The following is a 20,797-nucleotide window of genomic DNA, read 5'->3' as shown; positions in this document are numbered from 1 at the left end:
GTGACGGGGGAGATCAGTGCGGCCCATTGAGGCCGGTTAAGGGGGGCCGGATATGACCCACAACGGACAACATCCACCGCCCCCCGGCGGCCGCCACCCCTACCCGCCACCCCAGGGTCCCCCCGTCCCGCCGTCCGCCACCCGGTCGTACCCGTCGCCGGGCGTGCCACCCGAGGACCCACCACAACCACCCCAGGGCACACCGGGGCCGTACGGACAGGCACCACCACCCCAGGGCACCCCAAGGCCGTACGGACACCAGGAGCCACCGTCGCCCCAGGGCACACCGGGGCCGTACGGGCACCAGGCGCCACAACCGTACCCGCCGGACGCCCCGCGACCTTCCTATCCCGCCGGGCCGGCACAACAGGCCGCCCCGGCGCCGCCGCAGGCGTACCGCCCGCCGTACGCGCCGCGGGGACCGGAACCACAGGCACCGCCGCCCCAGGGTCCAGGTCCGTCCGGACCCGCGCACCACGGCCCGCCGCCGGGCCCCGGGCCGTACGGGCCCCCGCAGGCACCACCGGGGTCCGGACAGCCGTACCCCGGGCAGCCAGGCGCGCCGCACCCCGGGCAAGGACGGCACGGGCGTCCGCACCCCGGCCGGCCGTACCCCGGGCAAGCGGGTCATGGACAGCCGGGCACCGTGCAACCGGGCACTGGGCAACCCGGCGCTGGGCAACCGGGCACTGGGCAGCCATACCCCGGCCGGCCGGGGCACGGGCAGCCGGGGCACGGGCAGCCGCCGGGGCGGCCGTACGCCGCGCCGCCTCCCCCTCGCCCCGGGCAGCGGCCCGCGCCGTTGCCCCCGCCCGCGGGATGGGGCGGGCCCGGGACGCCGCCGCACGGGTGGCGGCCGCCGCCGCGGCGGTCGGGGGCCGGGGCGGTGATCGGGGGGCTGCTGGGGGCGGTCGCGGTGGTGTTCGTGTTACTGGTCCTGGGGTCGGCGCTGCTGTCCAGGGCGCGCATCCCGGACCCGCCGTCGCCGGTGGCGATCCCGACGTACGACCCGGACAGGTCACGCAGCGAGGAGCCGGACCCGGACAGGTCACGCAGCGAGGAGCCCGACCCGGTGGCGACCCGGCCGCGGGCCACCCCCACGCGCCGGGCCGAGCGGCCGTCGGTCACCCTGCCCGCGCGCAACACCACGCTGACCCGCAACTCCGTGTACCTCATCAAGGGCCTGCCGCGCCTGCCCTGCCGGGCCAGGGCGACCAACATCTACAACGACGCCCAGCTCAAGGACCTGATCCTGAAGACGGGCCAGTGCATGGGACGCACCTGGGCCCCGGCCCTGCGCAAGGCCGGCATCCCCTTCTCCCCGCCCGGGTACGCGATCAAGGCGCGCGGCGGCCGGGGGGCGTGCGGCGACTTCCCGCAGCGCGGCAGCATCGTGCCCTACTACTGCCCGCGCAACACCACCATCTACGCCGCCACCTCGGCGATCGCGCGCGGGCGCGGCAACCAGCAGGGGTACGGGTCGCTGTCGAACTGGCACGGCGCCATCACCGGCATGATGTCCCACGAGTACGGCCACCACGTGCAGTACCTGTCGGGCCTGTCCAACTCCTGGTGGAGCAAGCACCTCGCCTCGCGCTCCACCAGCGGCCGGCTGGCACTGAGCCGCCGGTTCGAGCTGCAGGCCAACTGCTTCGGCGGCCTGTGGATGCGGTCGGTCGCCGCGAGCTACCCGATCCCCCCGGCGCGCCGCAACACCCTGTACTACTTCTTCTCCAACGTCGGCGACTGGCCGGGCCGCCCCCGCGACCACGGTTCACCGGCCAACAGCGGCCGGTGGTTCAAGCAGGGCTACGAACGCACCCGCGTCGCGCAGTGCAACACCTGGCTCGCCCCCGCCTCCACGGTCTCCTGATCCCACCGCGGCGCTGTGACCTGCGGAAACGCCGGTCGTCGCGCGCCGCGGGGGCGGGTACGGCGTCATGTACCCGTAAGCCACTTGTAACCGCTCGATTTCCTGATATTGGGTTTGGGTCTTTGATGTCCAGGTATGGGGGTTAGAATCCAGGAATTCCGTGGACCACGGGGGGCCGACGAGAGGCGTTTCGCCTGGTGGGCGGCTGGATTCGGACAGTCAGCAGGGAGCGCTTGTGAGCACGCCTCGTGGCCGCACCACCCAGGAGGCTGCCGGCGAAGGTGACCGCACACCTGAGACACCGGACAACCCGAAAGCACCCGAGACACCGGAGACCCCCGCGGAGACGGCTGACAACCGTCCCAAGGTCCGCCGTCCTCAGCGCCGCCCCAGGGAGCGCCGCCCGAAGGACGGCAGCCCCGAGGACCGCCGCCCCGAGGGATCCGAGGACCGCCCCGAGTCCGCGCCGCCGGCCTCACGCGCCCCGCGCACGCCGTCCGGGCCCCGTTTCGCCAAGCCGCTGAGCACCGGGTCCATCATCGGATGGACCGTCCTGTCGGCCGTGCTGCCGGGCGCCGCCCATCTGCGCGCCGGCCGGCGGCGCGCCGGGTACATCCTGCTCGGCGCGTTCGGCGTGCTGCTGCTCGTCGCGGCGGGCTTCGCGCTGCTGGTGCGCTCCGACCTCGGGTTCGCGGCCAAGGACAGCACGCTGGTGGGCCTGATGGTGGCCGCCGGGGTCGGCGCGCTCGGCTGGTTCGCGCTCCTCATCACCTCGTACGTCGCGCTCGGGCCCCACCGGCTCCCGCAGACGGGGCAGGTCATCTCCGGCATCGTGGTCGGCGTGTTGTGCGTGGGCATCATGGGGCCGTTCGCGCTGACCGCCGGCAGCATCATGACCGTGCGCAACACCGCCAACGCCGTGTTCCCCTCCGAACCGGACGACCCGGCGGCGGCGGCCCCGGTCCGGCAGGAGGACCCCTGGCACGGCCAGCGCCGGGTCAACTTCCTGCTGCTCGGCGGCGACGCGGCGGGCAACCGCACGGGCGTGCGGACCGACAGCATGACGGTGGCGAGCGTGGACGTGCGGACCGGCAACTCGGTCATGTTCGGCCTGCCGCGCAACCTCCAGTTCGTGCGCTTCCCCAAGGGCGACCCGCTGGCGGAGCGGTTCCCCCAGGGCTTCACCGGCGACTCCGGGCAGGGCCTGCTCAACGAGCTGTGGCAGTACGCCGAGGACCACCTCGGCAAGGGCAAGGGACCCCGGGAGCTGAAGGCGGCGATCGGCCACACCCTGGGCCTGCGCATCGACTACTACGTGATCGTCGACATGTACGGCTTCGCCGCGCTGGTGGACGCGATCGGCGGGCTGCGCATCCGGGTCGAGCAGGACATCAAGTGGGGCGGCCACTTCGGCACGGCCGGCACCATCAAGGCGGGGTACCGCAAGCTCGACGGCGAGCACGTCCTCTGGTACGGCCGCTCCCGGGTGAACAGCGACGACTTCTCGCGCATGTCGCGGCAGCGCTGCGTCATGGGGGCGCTGCTCGACCAGGCCACGCCGAGCGTGGTGCTCGCCAATTTCGGCAAGATCGCCTCGGCCACGCGGCACCTGTTCCGCACCGACATCCCGCGCGACCTGCTGGAGCACCTGGTGCCGCTGGCGCTGAAGGTCAAGGACGCCAGGATCACCAGCCTGCAGTTCGTGCCGCCCACCATCTGGCCGGGTTCGGCGGACTGGGCCAAGATCCGCCGCCTCACCCTCCAGGCGCTGCGCGAGTCGTCCCGCACCACGAACGGACGGCCCCCGCTGGCCGCCGGCGTGACCGCCGCCCCGTCGGGCTCCGGCGCCGCCGCCACGCCGGCCGCGAGCGGCTCCTCCCCCACTCCTCGTGCGACCGCCACCCCCGGCCGCACCCCGACCCCGAACCAGCAGGGCAAGAAGGACGCGGCCAAGTCCCTCGCCGAGTCCTGCGGTTTCTGAGCCCGGTTCCCCGGCGTCCGCACACCGGTCCCGCGGCCGCGAACGACGGCACACGAAACGAAAGGGCCCGGTGACCCTCGCGGTCACCGGGCCCTTCATTTGCGGCAGGGGCTACACCACCGCTTTGGACGTGCGGGGCAGCAGGGCGAAGGCGCCGAGGTAGAGCAGGCCGGCGACGACCAGCAGGCCGTTGTAGCCGATCACCAGCGACAGGTACTCCAGGCAGCCGCCCAGGATGGCGCCGAGCAGGTTCGCGCCGAACGCCGTGGTGGCGTCCGCGGTGTCGTTGAACCGTTTGGCGAACACGACGTTCGCCGCGAAGATCGGCAGGAACGCCACCACCACCGCGCACACCGCGCGAAGCGGCAGCGGCAGGCCGAGCAGCCACGCGTTCGGCACCAGCGCCGCCAGTACCAGGCCGCCGAACAGGATGCCGTACATCACAGGTAGTGAGGGTGTCCTGAACCGCCGGGTCACCTCCACGGCGAGGAGCACCGCCACGAGCACGCCGGCGAACACCACCGCGTTGACCACCCACGTCGTGCCGAACAGCAACGCGAACCCGGTGATGTTCTTGGTCTCGAGCAGCAGGAACGACACACCGAGCAGGAACAGGTCCGCGTAGGGGCGCATGGTGCGGAACGGCCCGGCCACCGCGCGCACGGCCAGCACGCTGACCAGCAGGATCAGCCCGAGCGCGATCAGATAGATGGACGGGATGTCACGGCCGTGCAGGTAGAGGAACGGCCGGTCGTCCACCGCGGGCGGCGGGGTGCCGGCGCTCGCGCCGAGCCAGACGGCGGGGCAGACCTGCGCGTCCGGAGTGATGCCGGCGGTGATCACGGCCTGCCGCCCGGCGCCGACCTCGTCCACACACGGCTTGTGCCCGAACGCCGCCTGGGCGGTCGAGGCGAGCCGGTCCACCAGCCACAACTCGCGGTAGTAGTTGTACATCGCGAACGCGCCGCCCGGCTTGAGGTGGTCGCGCGCGGCGCGCATGGCCTCCTCGGTGAACAGGTAGCTCTCCAGGCGCAGCGAGCTGGCGCCGGAGACCAGGGTCAGCGAGTCGGGCAGCGCGAACAGGATCAGGTCGTACTTGCCGTCGGTGCGTTCGAGGAACGCGCGGCCGTCGGTGATGTGGGTGGTGACCCGGGGGTCGCTGTAGGGCCGGTCGGGGTGGTTCTTGAAGCCGAGCTCACGCAGCTTCGGGTCGATCTCGACCGCGTCGACGTGCTTGGCGCCCTTGGACAGCGCGATGGCGACGTCGGTGCCGCTGCCCGCGCCCACGATGAGCACGTTGTCCAGGCGGCCCTGCGTACCGGCCGCGGTGCGCTCGTACGGCAGGGCGTACTGGCGTTCCCACTCCAGGCGGTTGCGCGCGGGGATGGCCTGCTGGTGCGGGATGCCGTTCACCTGGATGTCCATGATCGGCACGTCGCCGATCGCGAAGTGCTTACTGGTCACCTTGTAGTACGGCGACCACAACGCGCCCGCGGTGAGCGTCTCGAACGCCAGGGCGCCCACGATCACCAGGGAGGGGATCGTCACCAGGCCGACGTACCTGCTGAGGGACCTCGGCTGCAGCAGCACGCCGTAGACGACGGCGACGATCAGGCCCCAGACGACCGGCGGCGCGCTCAGGAACGACAGCGCGGAGAACAGCACGATGCCGGTGAGGCTGCCGATCAGGTCGTAGCGGTAGGCGTCCAGCCGGGACAGCTCGGTGAAGCAGCGGCCGACCATCTCGGCCGGGCCCATCAGCACCACCGCCGCGGCGACGAAGATGACGGGCAGGATCGCCCACGCGGGCGGGCCGCTGGTGGACAGGCTGGTGAAGTAGAGGATGCCCTCGGCCTCGCGGTTCACCGTGACCGGGAAGCGCAGCACGATCAGCACGAGGGCGGCCAGCACCAGTGGCGAGTAGTACGGCTGCCGCTTCGTGCGCCCGGCTCTCAGGAACCCGAGCCCGATGCCGAGGAAGGACCCCAGCAGCACGAAGTTCGTGAAGTAGCTGAGGTGCACGATGTTGGAGCCGGTCCAGCGGATGAGGGCCAGCTCCAGGAACAACATGAACGCGCTGGCCACCACCAGCCTCGGCCGTACGGCCAGCCAGGGCGCCCGCGCGGCACCGGATTCAGGTTGAGGTGGGGTGTCTACGGCGATCACGGGTGACAACGTAGCCAACAGGCGCCCTCTCGCGGAAGCCTCCGCCTCCGAACTCCCCCCGCCCCGGCCGGTCACGCCGCGTCATCGCCCCCCGTGCGCCGCCCCTCCGCGAAACTTACATTCCCCCGCCCCCACCACCGCCACCTGCGGCTCCGGCGAGGTCAGCGCGGGAAAGCCCGCCCCGCGTCCCGCGAAGCGCACCCGGCACCCCGGCGTCACGGACCGGCGTCACCGACCGGCGTCACCGACCGGCGTCACCGACCGGCGTCACGGACCGGCGTCACGGACCAGGCGGGACCCGCCGATCCGGGTCCGCCCGGGGCAGCGCGGAGCCGCCGTGCGGCCGCGTCCCCGGGCCGCCGGAAATTGACCGCCGCGACTTGGGAGGGAATCCGGGGGAATGGCGGGTGACACGGTATTTCTGCTGGTGGACGGGCCAGAGTGCGTGCGGCACGGTGGTGACGTCGTGTCGTCATCGTTTCCGAGGTGGTGTCCTCATGCGGGTCCTGATCCAGTTGCGTCCCACTCCCGACCTCGTCACCGCCGTGGCGACGCCCGGCATGACGGCGACCACGGCCGACGTGGCCGGGGAGCTGCCGGGGGTCGAGCTCGACCACGGTTTCACCCCGGTGGCGCTGCCCCGGGCGCGGCCCGCGACGCCGGACGGCGACCCGCTGTCGATGAACCAGCCGCTGGTGTTCTCCATGGCGGCCGAGGACGCGTCGGTGCTGGTGCGCGGCGAGATCGCCGACGACGAGGGCGCGGCCCGCGTGGCGCTGCTGCACGCCCGCCACCGCGACATCGTGGGGGTGTACGCGGACCCGGTGATCGAGACCACGCTGACCTGCGGCGGCTCCCCGCCGGTGGGCTCCTGGCAGGACGTCGAGCGGCTGATGGCGGTGCCCGAGCTGCTGGCCGAGGGGTGCGACGGGGCCGGCGTGGCGCTGGCGATCTGCGACACCGGGGTCAACGCCGCGCACGTCACGCAGCGGCTCGGCCGGGCCTGCGAGATCGACCACGCGCGGAGCTGGAACCCTTCCGGGGTCGGCGGCGGCGCCGGGGCGTTCGCGGTGGACCACGGCACGATGTGCGCCTTCGACGCGCTGATCTGCGCGCCGCGCGCCTCGGTGATCGACATCCCGGTGCTGCTGTCGCGGCGCCGCGGCGACAGCGTCATGGACGGCCTGCTGTCGGACGCCGTGGCGGCGTTCGCCCACCTGCGCACGGTGCTGGACGCCCAGCCGGAGGACAGCAGGGCGCTGGTGATCAGCAACAGCTGGGGGTCGTTCTCCCCGATGTGGGACCTGCCGCCGGGCCGGCCGGGGAACTACTCCGACAACCCCGCCCACCCGTTCAACATCATCGTGGGCAGCCTCGCGCAGGCGGGGGCCGACATCCTGTTCGCGGCGGGCAACTGCGGCGTGGAGTGCCGGGACGGGCGGTGCGCCTACCCCCAGCGGCCGATCGTCGGGGCCAACTCCCACCCGCAGGTGCTCTCGATCGGCGGGGTCGACACCAACGGGCAGCGGGTGGGGTACTCCTCGCAGGGCCCCGGGCGGCTCAGCGACCGCAAGCCGGACATCTGCGCGTACACCCACTTCTCGGGCTCGGGGGCGTTCGGCGACGGCAAGCCGGACTCCGGCACCTCGGCCGCCTGCCCGGTCGCCGCCGGCCTGGTGGCCGCCGTCCGCACCCGCTGGCCCGCCTCGGTGCTGCCGCCCGCGCAGTTGCGCGCCCTGCTCCAGCGCACCGCCGAGGACCGCAGCGACGTGGGCTACGACTACGACTACGGGTACGGCATCACCGACCCGGTCTCCCTGCTCGCCGCCCTGGAACGCCGCACCCCGGCGCTGGCCCGCTGACCCGCGCGGGGACGCGGAGCGTCCGGCGCCGGCCACGTAACGTGGTGCCATGGTCCTGATCACCGTGCACCTGCCGCCCGGCGCCACCCTGGCCGACGCGCGGCACGAACTCGGCCTCGCCGAGGACGAGGTGGACACCGCCTACGGCCTGGTCCCCCTCGACCCCGACCAGGGCCTCTACGCCCTGCGGGTCACCGAGCCCGCGGCCGGCCGCGCCGCTCCCCCCGCCGGCGGCCCCTACTCCGACCCGCCCATCGAGCCGTACGGGCCGCCCCAGTGACCCGGGACGCGCAAGGGCCGTACCGTCCCCCTGGTCCCGGACACGAAACAGCCGTGCGGGCCGCCCACCGGCGCGGCCCATGAAAAGAGCCGTACGGTCCCGCCCCGGACACGTGGCGGGACCGTACGGCCGGCCGCGACGGCACGCGGCGCCGCACCCGGTGCCGGTGCGGGCCCTGCCGGGCGGGGTCTCGGTGCGGCTAACGCGAGTAGTGCTCGACGACGAGCTGCTCGTCGACGGGCAGGCGGATCTCGGGGCGCTCGGGCTTGGCGGTGAGCGTGAAGGTGAGCTCCTTGAGGTCGGCCGTCAGGTACGGCGCCGTGATCTCGTCGGCGTACACGCCCTCGGCGGCGGCGACGAACGGCTGCATCTGACGGGACTTCGGGCGCACGGCCACGATCTGGCCGGGACGCACCAGGTAGCTCGGGATGTCGACCTTGCGGCCGTCCACGGTGATGTGGCCGTGGCCGACGTACTGCCGGGCCGCGTAGATGGACGGCGCGAGGCCGGCCCGCAGCACCAGCGACACGAGGCGGCTCTCCAGGATGCTCACCAGCTCGGCCCCGGAGCGGCCGGGGCGGCGCAGCGCCAGGTCCCAGTACCGGCGCATCTGCTTCTCCGAGACGTCGTAGTACCAGCGCAGCTTCTGCTTCTCCATGCGGCGCACGCTGTAGTCACCGGCGGCGCGCCGGTTGGTCTTGCGGCCGTGCTCGCCGGGCGGGTAGGGACGCGCCTCGAAGTAGCGGACGGCCTTGCGCGTCAGCGGGACGCCCGCCCGGCGCGACAGCCGCACCTTGGGACCGGTGTAGCGCACGATCACCTCTCTATGGTTAGGTAAGCCTTACTTAGGTAACCCTAACATGACGACCGAGGCCACCGCGGGACCCCCCGCGACGAGAACCAGGAGCACCGCCATGCACGTCACGGTCCCGCCCATCTCCGAACGCGTCCGCGGCCTGGCCCTGACCGCCGTGCCCACCCACGTCTCCCTGGACGGCACCGCGCACGCGGCCCGCGGCGCGGTGGACGAGACCGGTCGTCCCCTGCTGCTGGTCCGCCCCGGCGAGCCGCTGCACGCCCTGGCCGGCCAGGACGAGGCCGTGGTGACCGTGGACCTCACCGCCACCCGGGCGCTCGCCGGCATCGACCACCCGCGCGGCCTGCTGAAGATCCAGGGCTGGGTCCAGGCCGTCTCCCCCGGCGACGTGCGCGACGCCGCGGTGACGATCGCCGCCCGCTGCCCCGACGAGTCCCTGTTCGCCGCCGTGGAGAACGACCCGGCGGGGCCCCGGCTGTTCCAGGTGGACGTGGCCCAGGTGATCTACCTCACCGGCCAGGAGTCGGGCATGCTGGACGCCGAGGACTACTTCGGCGCCGGCCCGGACCCCCTGCTGGAGGCGGCCGAGCGCATGCTGGCGCACGTCAACGACTCCCACCGCGACCAGTTGCACGGCGCCCTGAACACCCTGCTCGGCCACCCCGTGCGCGACGCCTGGCTGTGGGAGCTGGACCGCTACGGCGCGACCGTGCGCTCCGGCATCGAGGACCCCACCCTCATCCGCCTGCCCTGGCCGTCACCGGTGAGCGCCCCGCACGCCCTGGAGCGCGCCGTGGCCGCCCTGCTCTGCCCACACGGGGGCCGCTGACCGTATCGCCGCGTCCACGGCCTCGGGCGCGAGGACGTGGTCGATCACCATCAGCGCGCACCCGACGATGCCCGCGCCAGGGCCGAGACGGGTGCGCTCCACGCGCAGGCTGCGGGTGGACAGCGCCGTGGAACGGCGGTGCACGACCTCCCGCACGGCGGACACCAGAGGCTGGAAGGTCTCGGTGACGTCGCCGCCGAGCACGACGACGGCGGGGTTGAGCAGGTTGACGGCGCTCGCGACCACCTCGCCGAGCAGGCGCCCCGCCCGGCGCACCACGGCCATGGTCTCGGCGTCGCCCGCGCGCACCAGGGTGACCACGTCGGCCAGCGAGGACACCTCGCGGCCGCGGGCCCGCAGGTCGCGCAGGATGGCGGTGCCGCTGGCCACCGAGTCGACACAGTCGATGTTGCCGCACCGGCACAACACCCCGCCGCCGTCGCGCACGGGGATGTGACCGATCTCCCCGGCGGCGCCGAGCGCGCCGCGCAGGATGCCGCCGCCCGCGATGACGCCGGCGCCGATGCGGGTGGAGACCTTCACGAACAGCAGATCGTCCACGCCGGGGGCGTACTCGGTGCGGTACTCCCCCATGGCGATCACGTTGACGTCGTTGTCGACGAACACCGGCACCGGATAGCGCGCCGAGATGAGCGGCGGGATGACCACGCCGGTCCAGCTCGCCATGACGCGGGCGCTCTCGACACGGCCCGCCGCGAACTCGACCGTGGCGGGGACGCCCATGCCGACCCCGCGCACCGACGCCATGGGGCGGTCCCCGAGCAGCTCCGCCCAGTGGTCCATCAGCAGCGGCAGCACCACGTCGGGGCCGCGCTCGACGTCGATCTCCAGCTCGGTGCGGGCCAGCTCGCGTGCGGCGAGGTCGCACATCGCGATCTGGGTGCGCCCGGCGCCGAGTGAGGCGACCAGCACGACACCCCCGGCGGCGTTGAACGCGAGCCGGGCCGGCGGCCTGCCCCCGGTGGACGGGCCCTCGGTGTCCTCCACCACGAGGCCGTGCTCCAGCAACTCGCCCACCCGCAGGGCCACCGCGGGCCGTGACAACCCGGTGAGGCGGCCGATGTCGGCACGGGTCACGGCATCGCCCGACCTGATGAGGCCGAGAACGTCACCGCTGCTGGCCAGCGTGGCCGCTGATCGTCGACGCACGGGACAAGTCAACCACACCCACTTTTGTAATACAAAGTTCCTAAGTCGCTCATCTCAATCGGCAAAACTATGGTTGTATCCGGCATAAGTTCCAGCTAGTGTCCGATCTGTCCTTGACTGGTCGATCTCCGGAGCCTCACGTGCCTGAGCCCGAGCCCCCAGCCGCTCGCCACAGCCTCGACGCCCACCACGCCGACCTGGTCGTGTTCGGCGGCACCGGCGACCTCGCCCTGCGCAAGCTGCTCCCCGCCCTGTTCCACAGCGACCGGGACGGGCGCCTCGACCCGCGCACCCGGATCATCGCCCTGTCCCGCGGCGGCCTCACCGACGCCGACTTCCGCGGCAAGGTCGAGTCGGACGTGCGGACCCGCCTGTATCCGGAGGACACCGCGAGCTGGGACCGCTTCCTCGGGCGGCTGCGCCACGTCTCGGTGGACGTCGGCGGCGCCGGCCAGGACGGCTGGCGCGACCTCACCCGCCTGCTCGCCGGGTACGAGGACGTCGACCGGGTCTTCTACCTGGCCAGCCCGCCCATGACGTTCGGCCCGTTCTGCCGGGCCGCGCACGAGGCGGGCCTCGTGACGCCCCGCTCCCGCGTGGTGCTGGAGAAGCCGCTCGGCCGGGACCTGGAAGGCGCCCGGCGCATCAACGAGGAGGTCGGCGCGATCTTCGGCGAGCACCAGATCTTCCGCATCGACCACTACCTCGGCAAGGAGACCGTGCAGAACCTCCTGGTGCTGCGCTTCGCCAACGCCTTCCTCGAACCGATCTGGAACTCCCTGTGGATCGACCATGTCCAGATCACCGCCGCCGAGTCGGTGGGCACGCCGGGACGGCGCGGCTACTACGACCACGCGGGCGCGCTGCGCGACATGGTGCAGAACCACCTGCTGCAACTGCTCTGCCTGGTCGCGATGGAGCCGCCCGCGCGGGGCGACCGCGAGGCGGTCCGCGACGAGAAGGTCAAGGTGCTGCAGTCGCTGCGGCCCATCGAGGGCACCGAGGCGCGCCGCTTCACCGTGCGCGGGCAGTACACCGCGGGTGAACTGGACGGGACGGCCGTGCCCGGGTACCTGGACGAGCCGGACAAGACCCCGCCCACCGACGCGTCGCGGCATGTCGAGACGTTCACCGCCGTGCGCGCCGAGGTGAAGAACTGGCGCTGGGCGGGAGTGCCGTTCTACCTGCGCACCGGCAAGCGCATGCCGTTCCACCGCTCGGAGATCGTGGTGCAGTTCAAGGAGGTGCCGCACCAGATCTTCCCCGGCGGCGGCCCCAACCGGCTCGTGCTGCGGCTGCAGCCGAGCGAGGGCATCACGCTGCACATCATGGCCAAGGAGCCGGGCGCGGGCGAGGTGACGCCCCGGCCGGTGCCGCTCGCCCTGAGCTTCGCCGACACCTTCCGCACCCGGGTGCCCGAGGCGTACGAGCGCCTGCTCATGGACGTGCTGGCGGGCAACCCCACGCTGTTCATGCGGCGTGACGAGGTCGAGGCCGCCTGGCGCTGGATCGACCCGATCATCGCCACCTGGGAGGCGGACGGCACCGTCCCCGACCCCTACGCCGCCGGCACCGCCGGGCCGGCCGCCGCCCGCGAACTGCTCGGCCGCAGCGGCCGCGCCTGGCACGAGGAGACCCTGCCGTGAACCCCATCGTCGAGGAGGTCACCGCGCGCGTCGCCGCGCGCAGCCGGCCGAGCCGCACGGCCTATCTGCGGCGCGTGGACGCCGCGGCGCGCGAGGCCCGCGAGCGCGGCCCGGCCCGCACGGCGCTCGGCTGCGCCAACCTCGCCCACGGGTTCGCCGCCTGCTCCCCCGCCGACAAGCTCGCGCTGCGCGGCGCCGAGCGGCCCGGCGTGGCGATCGTGTCGGCGTACAACGACATGCTGTCGGCGCACCAGCCGTACGAGACCTACCCGCCGCTGCTCAAGGCGGCCGTGCGCGAGGCCGGCGGCGTGGCGCAGTTCGCCGGCGGGGTGCCCGCGATGTGCGACGGCGTCACCCAGGGCCGGGCCGGCATGGAGCTGTCGCTGTACAGCCGCGAGGTCATCGCGATGGCCACCGCGATCGCGCTGTCGCACGACATGTTCGACGCCTCGCTGCTGCTCGGCGTGTGCGACAAGATCGTGCCGGGCCTGCTGATCGGCGCGCTGCACTTCGGCCACCTGCCCGCGCTGTTCGTGCCCGCGGGGCCGATGCCGTCCGGGCTGCCCAACAAGGTGAAGGCGCGGGCCCGCCAGGCGTTCGCCGAAGGCAAGATCGGCCGCGGCGAGATGCTGGACGCCGAGGCGAAGTCGTACCACTCGCCCGGCACCTGCACCTTCTACGGCACCGCGAACTCCAACCAGGTGCTGATGGAGGTCATGGGCCTGCACCTGCCGGGCGCGACGTTCGTCAACCCGGGCACCCCGCTGCGGGACGCGCTGACCGCGGCGGCCGGGCGGCGGGCCGTGGAGATCACCGCGCACGGGCCGGAGTACGCGCCGGTCGGCGAGGTGGTGGACGAGAAGGCGGTGGTGAACGCGGCCGTGGCGCTGCTGGCCACCGGCGGCTCCACCAACCACACCATGCACCTGGTGGCCATCGCCGCCGCGGCCGGGATCGAGCTGCTGTGGGACGACCTCGCCGCGCTGTCCCGGCACGTGCCGCTGCTCACCCGCATGTACCCCAACGGGCAGGCGGACGTGAACCACTTCGAGGCGGCGGGCGGCATGCAGGTGCTCATCGGCGACCTGCTGGACAGCGGGCTGCTGCACGAGGACGTGCTGACCGTCGCGGGGCGCGGCCTCGGGCGCTACCGGAGCCGGCCGTCGCTGACGGAGGGCGAGCTGGTGTGGGCCGAGGCGCCTTCGACCGGCACCGACCCGGACGTGCTGCGGCCGGTGGCCGACCCGTTCTCGGCGGACGGCGGCATCCACATGCTGCACGGCAACCTCGGGCGGGCGGTCAGCAAGGTGTCGGCGGTCAAGCCCGAGCACCTGGTGATCGAGGCCCCGGCCAAGGTGTTCGACGACCAGGCGGGGCTGCTGGCGGCGTTCGAGGCGGGCGAGCTGGACGGGCAGGACTTCGTCGCGGTGATCCGCTACCAGGGGCCGCGGGCCAACGGCATGCCGGAGCTGCACAAGCTGACACCGCCGCTGGCCGTGCTGCTGGACCGGGGGATGAAGGTGGCGCTGGTCACCGACGGGCGCATGTCCGGCGCGTCGGGCAAGGTGCCCGCGGCCATCCACCTGTCGCCCGAGGCGGCCGACGGCGGCCCCATCGCGCTGGTCCGCGACGGTGACCCGATCCGGCTGGACTCCGCGGCGGGCACGCTGGAGCTGCTGGTGCCGGAGGCCGAGCTGGCCTCCCGCACCCCGGCGGGGCGGCCCCTGGCGGACGACGAGTGGGTGGGCACCGGCCGCGAGCTGTTCACCGCCTTCCGCCGCACCGCGGCGCCCCCCGAGCGGGGCGCGGGGGTGTTCGCGATGAGCGGCGCGGAGACCGCCACGTTCGGCGGCCTGCCGGTGGTACGGGACCCCGCCCCCGGCCCCGCCACGGGCCCCGCGCACGCCGCGCACGCCGCGCACGCCGCGCACGCCACGGACGGCACGCGGGACGTGCGAGGTTCCGGGGACGGCACGCGGGACGTGCGGGACCTGCGGGACTCCGGGGACGGCACGCGGGGGCGTCGTGCGGCGGAGTTCGCGGAGGGGCGCGCGTGAGCGTCATCGCGCCGCCGTCGGCGGGGGCGCCGTGGCTGGTGGCGGACGTCGGGGGGACCAACGCGCGGTTCGGGCTGGTGAGCCGGCCGGGCGGGCGGCCGGAGGCGGTGGCCGTGCTGCCGGGGGCCGAGTACGACGGGCTGGCGGGCGCCGTGCGGGCCTACCTGCGGACGCACAGCGGGGGCGTGCGGCCGGAGGCGGCGTGCCTGGCGATCGCCGGGCAGGTGCACGGCGACCGGTACCGGCTCACCAACGCGGGGTGGTCGGGGTCGGTGGCCGGCCTCGGCATCCCGCACGTCGAGCTGCTCAACGACTTCGAGGCCCTGGCGTTGTCCCTGCCGCGGCTCACCGCCGAGGACGACCTGGCGTCCCTCGGCGGGCCCGGCCCGGCGCCCGGCATGGTGAAGGCCGTGCTCGGGCCGGGCACCGGCCTCGGCGTCGCCGGACTGGTGCCCGCGCGTGGCGGCTGGGTGCCGGTGCCCGGGGAGGGCGGGCACGTGTCGGCGCCCGCCGTCACCGACCTGGAGATCGAGGTGATCCGGGCGCTGCGCGCGGACGGCATGGCGTTCGTGGACGCCGAGCACCTGCTGTCCGGCCCGGGGCTCGAGCGGCTGCGGCGCGGCCTCGCGCTGGTGGAAGGTGTCGCGGCGGCGCCGCTGCCCGCCGCGGAGATCGTGGCACGGGTGGATGATTCGCTATGCTCACGAACCGTTTCGGTGTTCTGTGGGCTACTGGGGAGCTTCGCGGCTAATGTCGCGTTGACGTTGGGAGCACACGGTGGGGTATACCTCGGGGGTGGGATCGTGCCGCGGATCGTCCGGCGCATCCGGGAGAGCGACTTCCGGCGCCGCTTCGAGGCGAACCTCGTGTTGTCCGGCTACCTGACCGGCATCGCGACCACGGCGATCGTCGCCGAGCAGCCCGCCCTCACCGGCGCCGCCGCCTGGCTCGGCCAGCGCTACTCCGACCAGACCTCCGGCCCGGTGTCCGGCTTGACGCCCGTATCGACTTCCGCCCCGGCACCTCTATCAGTATCCGGTCCGGCCCCCGTATCGGCATCCGATCCGGCACCCGTCCCGGTGTCCGGCCCGGCGCCGGTTCCGGCACCCGTCCCGGCGTCCAGCCCGGCACCCGTATCGGCATCCAATCCGACACCCGTCCTGGCACCCGTATCGGCATCCGATCCGGCACCCGTCCCGGTGTCCGGCCCGGCGCCGGTTCCGGCACCCGTCCCGGCACCCGTCCCGGCGGCCAGCCCGGCACCCGTATCGGCATCCAATCCGACACCCGTCCTGGCACCCGTATCGGCATCCGATCCGGCACCCGTCCCGGTGTCCAGCCCGGCGCCGGTTCCGGCGTCCGGTCCGGGGCCCGTTCCGGCGTCCGGCCCGGTGGCGACCCCGTCGCAGGCCGGTCCGCCGTCGCCGGGGGCCGCCGGTCCGGGGGCGTCCCCACGAGTGAGGAGCGTCGCGCAGTGAGCGTTCTCGACCTGGCCCCCGTCATCCCGGTCGTCGTGGTGGACGACGTGGAGACGGCGGTGCCGATGGCCCGCGCGCTGGTGGCGGGCGGCCTGCCCGCCATCGAGGTGACGCTGCGTACGCCGTGCGCCCTGGAGGCGATCGCGCGGATCGCCGCCGAGGTGCCCGGCGCGGTGCCCGGCGCGGGCACCGTCCGCACCCCGGCCGACGTCGCCGCGTCCGCCGAGGCGGGTGCCCGTTTCCTGGTGAGCCCGGGGGCCACCCCGGCGCTGCTGGACGCGATGGCGGGCTCCGGCGTGCCGTACCTGCCGGGCGCGGCGACGGCCTCTGAGGTGATGGCGCTCGCGGAACGCGGCCTCACCGAGATGAAGTTCTTCCCCGCGGTACCGGCCGGCGGCGTGGCGTACCTGAAGGCCCTCGGCGGGCCGCTGCCCGAGGTGCGGTTCTGCCCGACCGGGGGGATCCGGCCGGAGACCGCCCCCGACTTCCTGGCCCTGCCGAACGTCGGCTGCGTCGGCGGCACCTGGCTCACCCCGCCGGACGCCCTCGCCGCCGGCGACTACGGCCGCGTCGAGAAACTCGCCGCGGAGGCCGCCGCGCTGCGCGGCTGACCCGGCCCCAGGTCGCCCGCGACCTTCCTTCCTCTCTCGGAAGCGCGGGTGAACGCCATGAAGTCGCCGCGACCCGATCGACGTTCATGGACCTCGGCCCGTGGCGCGCCTCACCCGGCGCCCACGGGCCCGTCCTCAGCGGCGCGTGTCCGCCATGGACAAGGACGGGGCCACGTCCTCCAGCGAGCGCCGCTCGGCGTTCACGCCGAACAGCAGGGCCACCACCCCGGCCACCAGCATCAGCACCGCCGAGCCCAGGTAGCCGTAGAACAGGCGCTCCGGCTGGGGGCGGTCGCCGATCAGCGCGCCGAACACCACCGGGCCGAGCGCGCCGAACAACTGGGCGACCGAGAAGAACATCGCGATCACCAGGGCCCTGATCTCCAGGGGGAACAGCTCGCTGACGGTGAGGTAGCCGGAGCTGGCCGCCGCCGAGGCGAGGAAGAACATCACCGACCACAGCAGGGTCTGGGTCGTCGCGGTGAGCATCCCCTGGCGGAACAGCCAGCTCGTCACGCCGAGCACCGCGCCCGCCGCCATGTACGTCCCGGCGATCATGGGGCGGCGTCCCACGATGTCGAACAACGGCCCGAGCAGCACCGGCCCCGCGAGGTTCCCCGCGGCGAACAGCAGCAGGTACCGGGACGCGTCGTACGGCGCGACGTCGTAGAAGGTGCCGAGCACCAGCACGTACGTGAAGAAGATCGAGTTGTACAGGAACGACTGACTGATCATCAGGGTGGCCCCGAGCACCGCCCGCTTCCGGTAGTCCCGCAGCACCACCCGGGCGATCCTGCGATAGGACGGCGCCCCGTGCGGCCGCAGCTCGACGGCCCTGGCCTGGTCCACCGGCGGCAGGTTCCGGCCTCCCGCCTCCACCGCCGCCTCGACCCCGGCCGTCACCCGCTCGGCCTCGCGCAGGCCCCCGTGCGTCATCAGCCACCGCGGGCTCTCCGGCAGATGCCGCCGCAGTCCCCAGATCAGCAGCCCCGCCCCCGGCCCGATGAGCAACGCCACCCGCCAGCCGAGGTCCACCGGCAGCACGTCCGGGTCGAGCAGCACATAGGTGCCCGCCGTCCCGATCATCGCCCCGAGCCAGTACGTGCCGCTCACCGCGAGATCGACCCGTCCCCGGTACCGTGACGGGATCAGCTCGTCGATCGCGGAGTGCACCGCCGCGTACTCGCCGCCGATCCCCGCTCCGGCGAAGAACCGGAACACCAGCAGGAACGCCAGGTTCGGGGAGAACGCCGTGATCCCGTTCGCGATCAGGTACAGCGACAAGGTGATCAGGAAGAGCTTCCTGCGCCCGAACCGGTCCGACAACCGCCCGAACACCAGGGCCCCCGCCACCTCCCCGATCAGGTACACCGTGGCGGTGAGCCCCACTTCGACCGACGTCAGCCCGAGCGTCTCCCTCTCGCGCAGCACCGACCCGATCGCACCGGCGATCGTGATCTCCATGCCGTCCAGCACCCACGCCACCCCGAGCGCCACCACCAGCCGCGTGTGAAACCCGGCCCACGGCAGCCGGTCCAGCCTCGCGGGCACGAGGCTCCGCACGACGTCCCCCATGCCGCGAGACGTTATCCGTCCGAAGGGACGCTTGACCGCGCGGCGTTTTCCCGCGGCCGAAGAAATGCCGCTTTCATTGACGCAGCACAGAGTCAGGCCGATCCGCCCGGTGTGAATATCCACCCCAATTGCGACATATCACTATTCAAAGAGTTTTCTCGCGAAACACCTGCGCCGGGAGCTACGATGAAATCGCGCTGGTCATCCGTATTCTTCTCCGGCTCTCCAAGCCGCCGTCCGGCAGGGCATGATGGAACCCGAAGTCGTCGTCGCGCTCGTCACGGGAATCACCGGCCTTGTCGTGGGCGTGGTCGGCGTCCCGCTCACGTACGTCACCAATCTGCGCATGCGGCGGCACCAGACCCGCGACCTCATGGCGCGCTACCGCGACCCCCTGCTGTGGGCGGTGCACGACCTGCGCAACAGGCTGTGGGTCATCCTGTACGACGGTCACCTCGCCAAGTACGGCGGGGAGGAGTCCGACGAGTTCCGCAGGAACTATTCGATACGTCACACGATGTTCGTGCTCGCCGAGTATTTCGGCTGGGTGGAGATCCTCCGCCGTTCCATCGGCTTCCTCGACCTCGGCGACCACGCGAGCAACCGGCGGCTCGTGGAGCAGCTCGTCCGGGTGCGCCAGGTGCTCTGGGATCCCGCACTGGACCGGGCCCTCCTCGTGCCGTCCGGGCAGCAGCGGGCCATCGGGGAGCTGATGCTCGTCGAGGACGACTCGATGCCGGAGCGCGGATGGCGCTGCCTCGGGGTCGCGGAGTTCTGTGAACGCCTCGACGACGACCCCCGCTTCTCCCACTGGTTCACCCCGCTGGAGCGGCAGATCCGAGACCTGGCCGCCGGCACCGAGGTGGACAGCCGGCGCATGCGCGACCTCATCACCCGCCTCGACGAGCTCATCGGACTGCTCGGCACACATGGCGCCCGGTTCCCCCCGCTCCCGATGGAGGAGCGGGCGGGCCGTGCGTGACGTCCGTACGGGTCAGTCGGCCGGGGTGGGCTTGGCGGCCACCATCGACAGGGACGGGGTCAGGTCCTCCAGGGAGCGGCGTTCAGCCTTGACGGCGAAGAACCAGGCCACGAGGCCGGCGCCGATCATGAGAGCGGACGCGGACAGGTAGCCGTAGAACAGACCCGTGGGGTCGGGGTTGTCCTCGTCGCCGATGAGCGCGCCGAAGATCGTGGGACCGAGGGCGCCGAAGCCCTGCGCGACCGAGAAGAACACGGCGATGGCGAGCGCGCGGATCTCCAGGGGGAACAGCTCGCTGACCGTGAGATAGCCGGAGCTGGCCGCCGCCGAGGCGACGAAGAAGATCACCGCCCACAGCAGCGTCTGGGTGGTGGCGTTCAGCATGCCCTCGTGGAAGAGCCATCCGGTGAGCGCCAGCAGCACGCCGGAGACGATGTAGGTGCTGGAGATCATGGGGCGGCGGCCGATGGTGTCGAAGAACGGCCCGAGGACGAACGGCCCGGCCAGGTTGCCGACCGCGAAGGCCAGCAGGAACTTGGAGGAGTCGCTCGGGGAGACCCCGTAGAAGGTGTTGAGCACCAGCACGTAGGTGAAGAAGATCGCGTTGTAGAGGAACGACTGGCTGATCATCATGGTGAGGCCGAGGAAGGTCCGGCTCGGGTACTCCCGCAGCACCACCCGGATGATCTCCCGGTAGGAGGGCGACCCGTGCGGCCGCATGTGCAGCGCCTTGTCCTCCGGCACGGGAGGCAGCTCGCGCCCGCTCTCGGCGACCTGCCGCTCCACCTCGGCCACCGCCGCCTCGGCCTCCTCGTGCCTGCCGTGCATGAGCAGCCAGCGGGGGCTCTCCGGCAGGTGCCGCCGCAGTACCCAGATCATCGCGCCGAGCACCGGGCCGATCAGCAGCCCGAGCCGCCACCCGAGGTCGATGGGCAGCAGGTCGGGGTTGAGCAGGATGTAGGTGCTGGCCGTGCCGATGATGGCCCCGAGCCAGTACGTCCCGCTGACCGCCAGGTCCACCCGTCCCCGGTAGCGCGAGGGGATCAGCTCGTCGATGGCGGAGTGGATGGCCGCGTACTCGCCGCCGATGCCCGCCCCGGCGAAGAACCGGAACACCAGCAGGAACGCGAGGTTCGGCGAGAACGCCGTGATCCCGTTGGCCACCAGGTAGAGCGCCAGCGTGAGGATGAACAGCCGCCGCCGCCCGAACCGGTCCGACAGACGCCCGAACACCAGCGCGCCCGCGACCTGCCCGACCAGGTACACCGTGGCGGTGAAGCCCACCTCCACCGCCGACAACGCCAGCGTGCCCCGGTCCTGCAGCACCGACCCCACCGCGCTGGCGATCGTGATCTCCATGCCGTCCAGCACCCACGCGACCCCGAGCGCCACCACCAGCCGCGTGTGGAACCGCGACCACGGCAACCGGTCCAGTCGCGCCGGCACCAGTGTCCGTACCACCCCATCAGT

The 20,797-nt window shown here is 73.0% G+C and carries 15 protein-coding genes; 10 read left to right on the top strand and 5 right to left on the bottom strand.

Features of this window, described 5'->3' with window-relative positions:
- The first annotated feature begins 886 nt into the window (after window positions 1-886).
- Window positions 887-1,873, top strand: a complete 987-nt coding sequence (locus ABGB17_RS01390) for a neutral zinc metallopeptidase (protein ID WP_347625822.1) — start codon at window positions 887-889, stop codon at window positions 1,871-1,873.
- Window positions 1,874-2,108: 235 nt separating this feature from the next.
- Window positions 2,109-3,854, top strand: a complete 1,746-nt coding sequence (locus tag ABGB17_RS01385; protein WP_347625821.1) for an LCP family protein — start codon at window positions 2,109-2,111, stop codon at window positions 3,852-3,854.
- 111 nt (window positions 3,855-3,965) lie between these two features.
- Here ABGB17_RS01385 and ABGB17_RS01380 read toward each other — a convergent pair whose 3' ends face one another.
- Complete coding sequence (locus ABGB17_RS01380; protein WP_347625820.1) at window positions 3,966-6,020, bottom strand: spermidine synthase; 2,055 nt, start codon at window positions 6,018-6,020, stop codon at window positions 3,966-3,968.
- Between the two features lie 497 nt (window positions 6,021-6,517).
- Between ABGB17_RS01380 and ABGB17_RS01375 the strand changes: the two genes are divergently transcribed.
- Window positions 6,518-7,882, top strand: a complete 1,365-nt coding sequence (locus ABGB17_RS01375; protein ID WP_347625819.1) for a S8 family serine peptidase — start codon at window positions 6,518-6,520, stop codon at window positions 7,880-7,882.
- Between the two features lie 49 nt (window positions 7,883-7,931).
- Window positions 7,932-8,162 (top strand): hypothetical protein, encoded by a 231-nt coding sequence (locus ABGB17_RS01370; protein WP_347625818.1) that lies wholly within the window; start codon window positions 7,932-7,934, stop codon window positions 8,160-8,162.
- A 199-nt stretch (window positions 8,163-8,361) separates the two neighbouring features.
- Here ABGB17_RS01370 and rpsD read toward each other — a convergent pair whose 3' ends face one another.
- A complete protein-coding gene (gene rpsD, locus ABGB17_RS01365) occupies window positions 8,362-8,976 on the bottom strand; it encodes a 30S ribosomal protein S4 (protein ID WP_347625962.1) in 615 nt (204 codons plus the stop codon).
- Between the two features lie 100 nt (window positions 8,977-9,076).
- On the opposite strand from rpsD, the gene ABGB17_RS01360 reads away from it, so the two are divergent.
- A complete protein-coding gene (locus ABGB17_RS01360) occupies window positions 9,077-9,808 on the top strand; it encodes a DUF2470 domain-containing protein (RefSeq protein ID WP_347625817.1) in 732 nt (243 codons plus the stop codon).
- Here ABGB17_RS01360 and ABGB17_RS01355 read toward each other — a convergent pair.
- Window positions 9,737-10,978, bottom strand: coding sequence for an ROK family transcriptional regulator (locus tag ABGB17_RS01355; protein ID WP_347625816.1), 1,242 nt, complete (start codon window positions 10,976-10,978; stop codon window positions 9,737-9,739). The genes ABGB17_RS01360 and ABGB17_RS01355 overlap by 72 nt on opposite strands.
- A 140-nt stretch (window positions 10,979-11,118) precedes the next feature.
- Between ABGB17_RS01355 and zwf the strand changes: the two genes are divergently transcribed.
- From zwf to eda, 4 genes are read left to right on the top strand one after another with little or no spacing between them, the layout of a single operon-like run.
- Complete coding sequence (gene zwf, locus ABGB17_RS01350) at window positions 11,119-12,624, top strand: glucose-6-phosphate dehydrogenase (RefSeq protein ID WP_347625815.1); 1,506 nt, start codon at window positions 11,119-11,121, stop codon at window positions 12,622-12,624.
- Entirely contained in the window at window positions 12,621-14,681 is a 2,061-nt protein-coding gene (gene edd, locus ABGB17_RS01345) for a phosphogluconate dehydratase (RefSeq protein WP_347625814.1), read from the top strand. The genes zwf and edd overlap by 4 nt, the downstream gene beginning before the upstream one ends.
- Window positions 14,678-16,159 (top strand): glucokinase, encoded by a 1,482-nt coding sequence (locus ABGB17_RS01340; RefSeq protein ID WP_347625813.1) that lies wholly within the window; start codon window positions 14,678-14,680, stop codon window positions 16,157-16,159. Before edd ends, ABGB17_RS01340 begins: the two co-directional genes overlap by 4 nt.
- On the top strand, window positions 16,156-16,770 hold the full coding sequence (gene eda, locus ABGB17_RS01335) for a bifunctional 4-hydroxy-2-oxoglutarate aldolase/2-dehydro-3-deoxy-phosphogluconate aldolase (protein ID WP_347625812.1): 615 nt from the start codon (window positions 16,156-16,158) through the stop codon (window positions 16,768-16,770). Before ABGB17_RS01340 ends, eda begins: the two co-directional genes overlap by 4 nt.
- 135 nt (window positions 16,771-16,905) lie before the next feature.
- On the opposite strand, the gene ABGB17_RS01330 is transcribed toward eda, so the two are convergent.
- On the bottom strand, window positions 16,906-18,345 hold the full coding sequence (locus ABGB17_RS01330; RefSeq protein ID WP_347625811.1) for an MFS transporter: 1,440 nt from the start codon (window positions 18,343-18,345) through the stop codon (window positions 16,906-16,908).
- 250 nt (window positions 18,346-18,595) lie between these two features.
- Between ABGB17_RS01330 and ABGB17_RS01325 the strand changes: the two genes are divergently transcribed.
- Entirely contained in the window at window positions 18,596-19,327 is a 732-nt protein-coding gene (locus tag ABGB17_RS01325; RefSeq protein WP_347625810.1) for a hypothetical protein, read from the top strand.
- A 12-nt stretch (window positions 19,328-19,339) separates the two neighbouring features.
- Here the strand turns inward: ABGB17_RS01325 and ABGB17_RS01320 are convergent, their stop codons facing one another.
- Window positions 19,340-20,788 (bottom strand): MFS transporter, encoded by a 1,449-nt coding sequence (locus ABGB17_RS01320; protein ID WP_347625809.1) that lies wholly within the window; start codon window positions 20,786-20,788, stop codon window positions 19,340-19,342.
- Window positions 20,789-20,797: the final 9 nt, after the last annotated feature.

Source organism: Sphaerisporangium sp. B11E5, from assembly GCF_039871875.1.
In the GTDB taxonomy this organism is placed as follows: domain Bacteria; phylum Actinomycetota; class Actinomycetes; order Streptosporangiales; family Streptosporangiaceae; genus Sphaerisporangium.
Note: the sequence above shows the minus strand (reverse complement) of the source record. Positions and strands in the feature narration are given on the sequence as shown.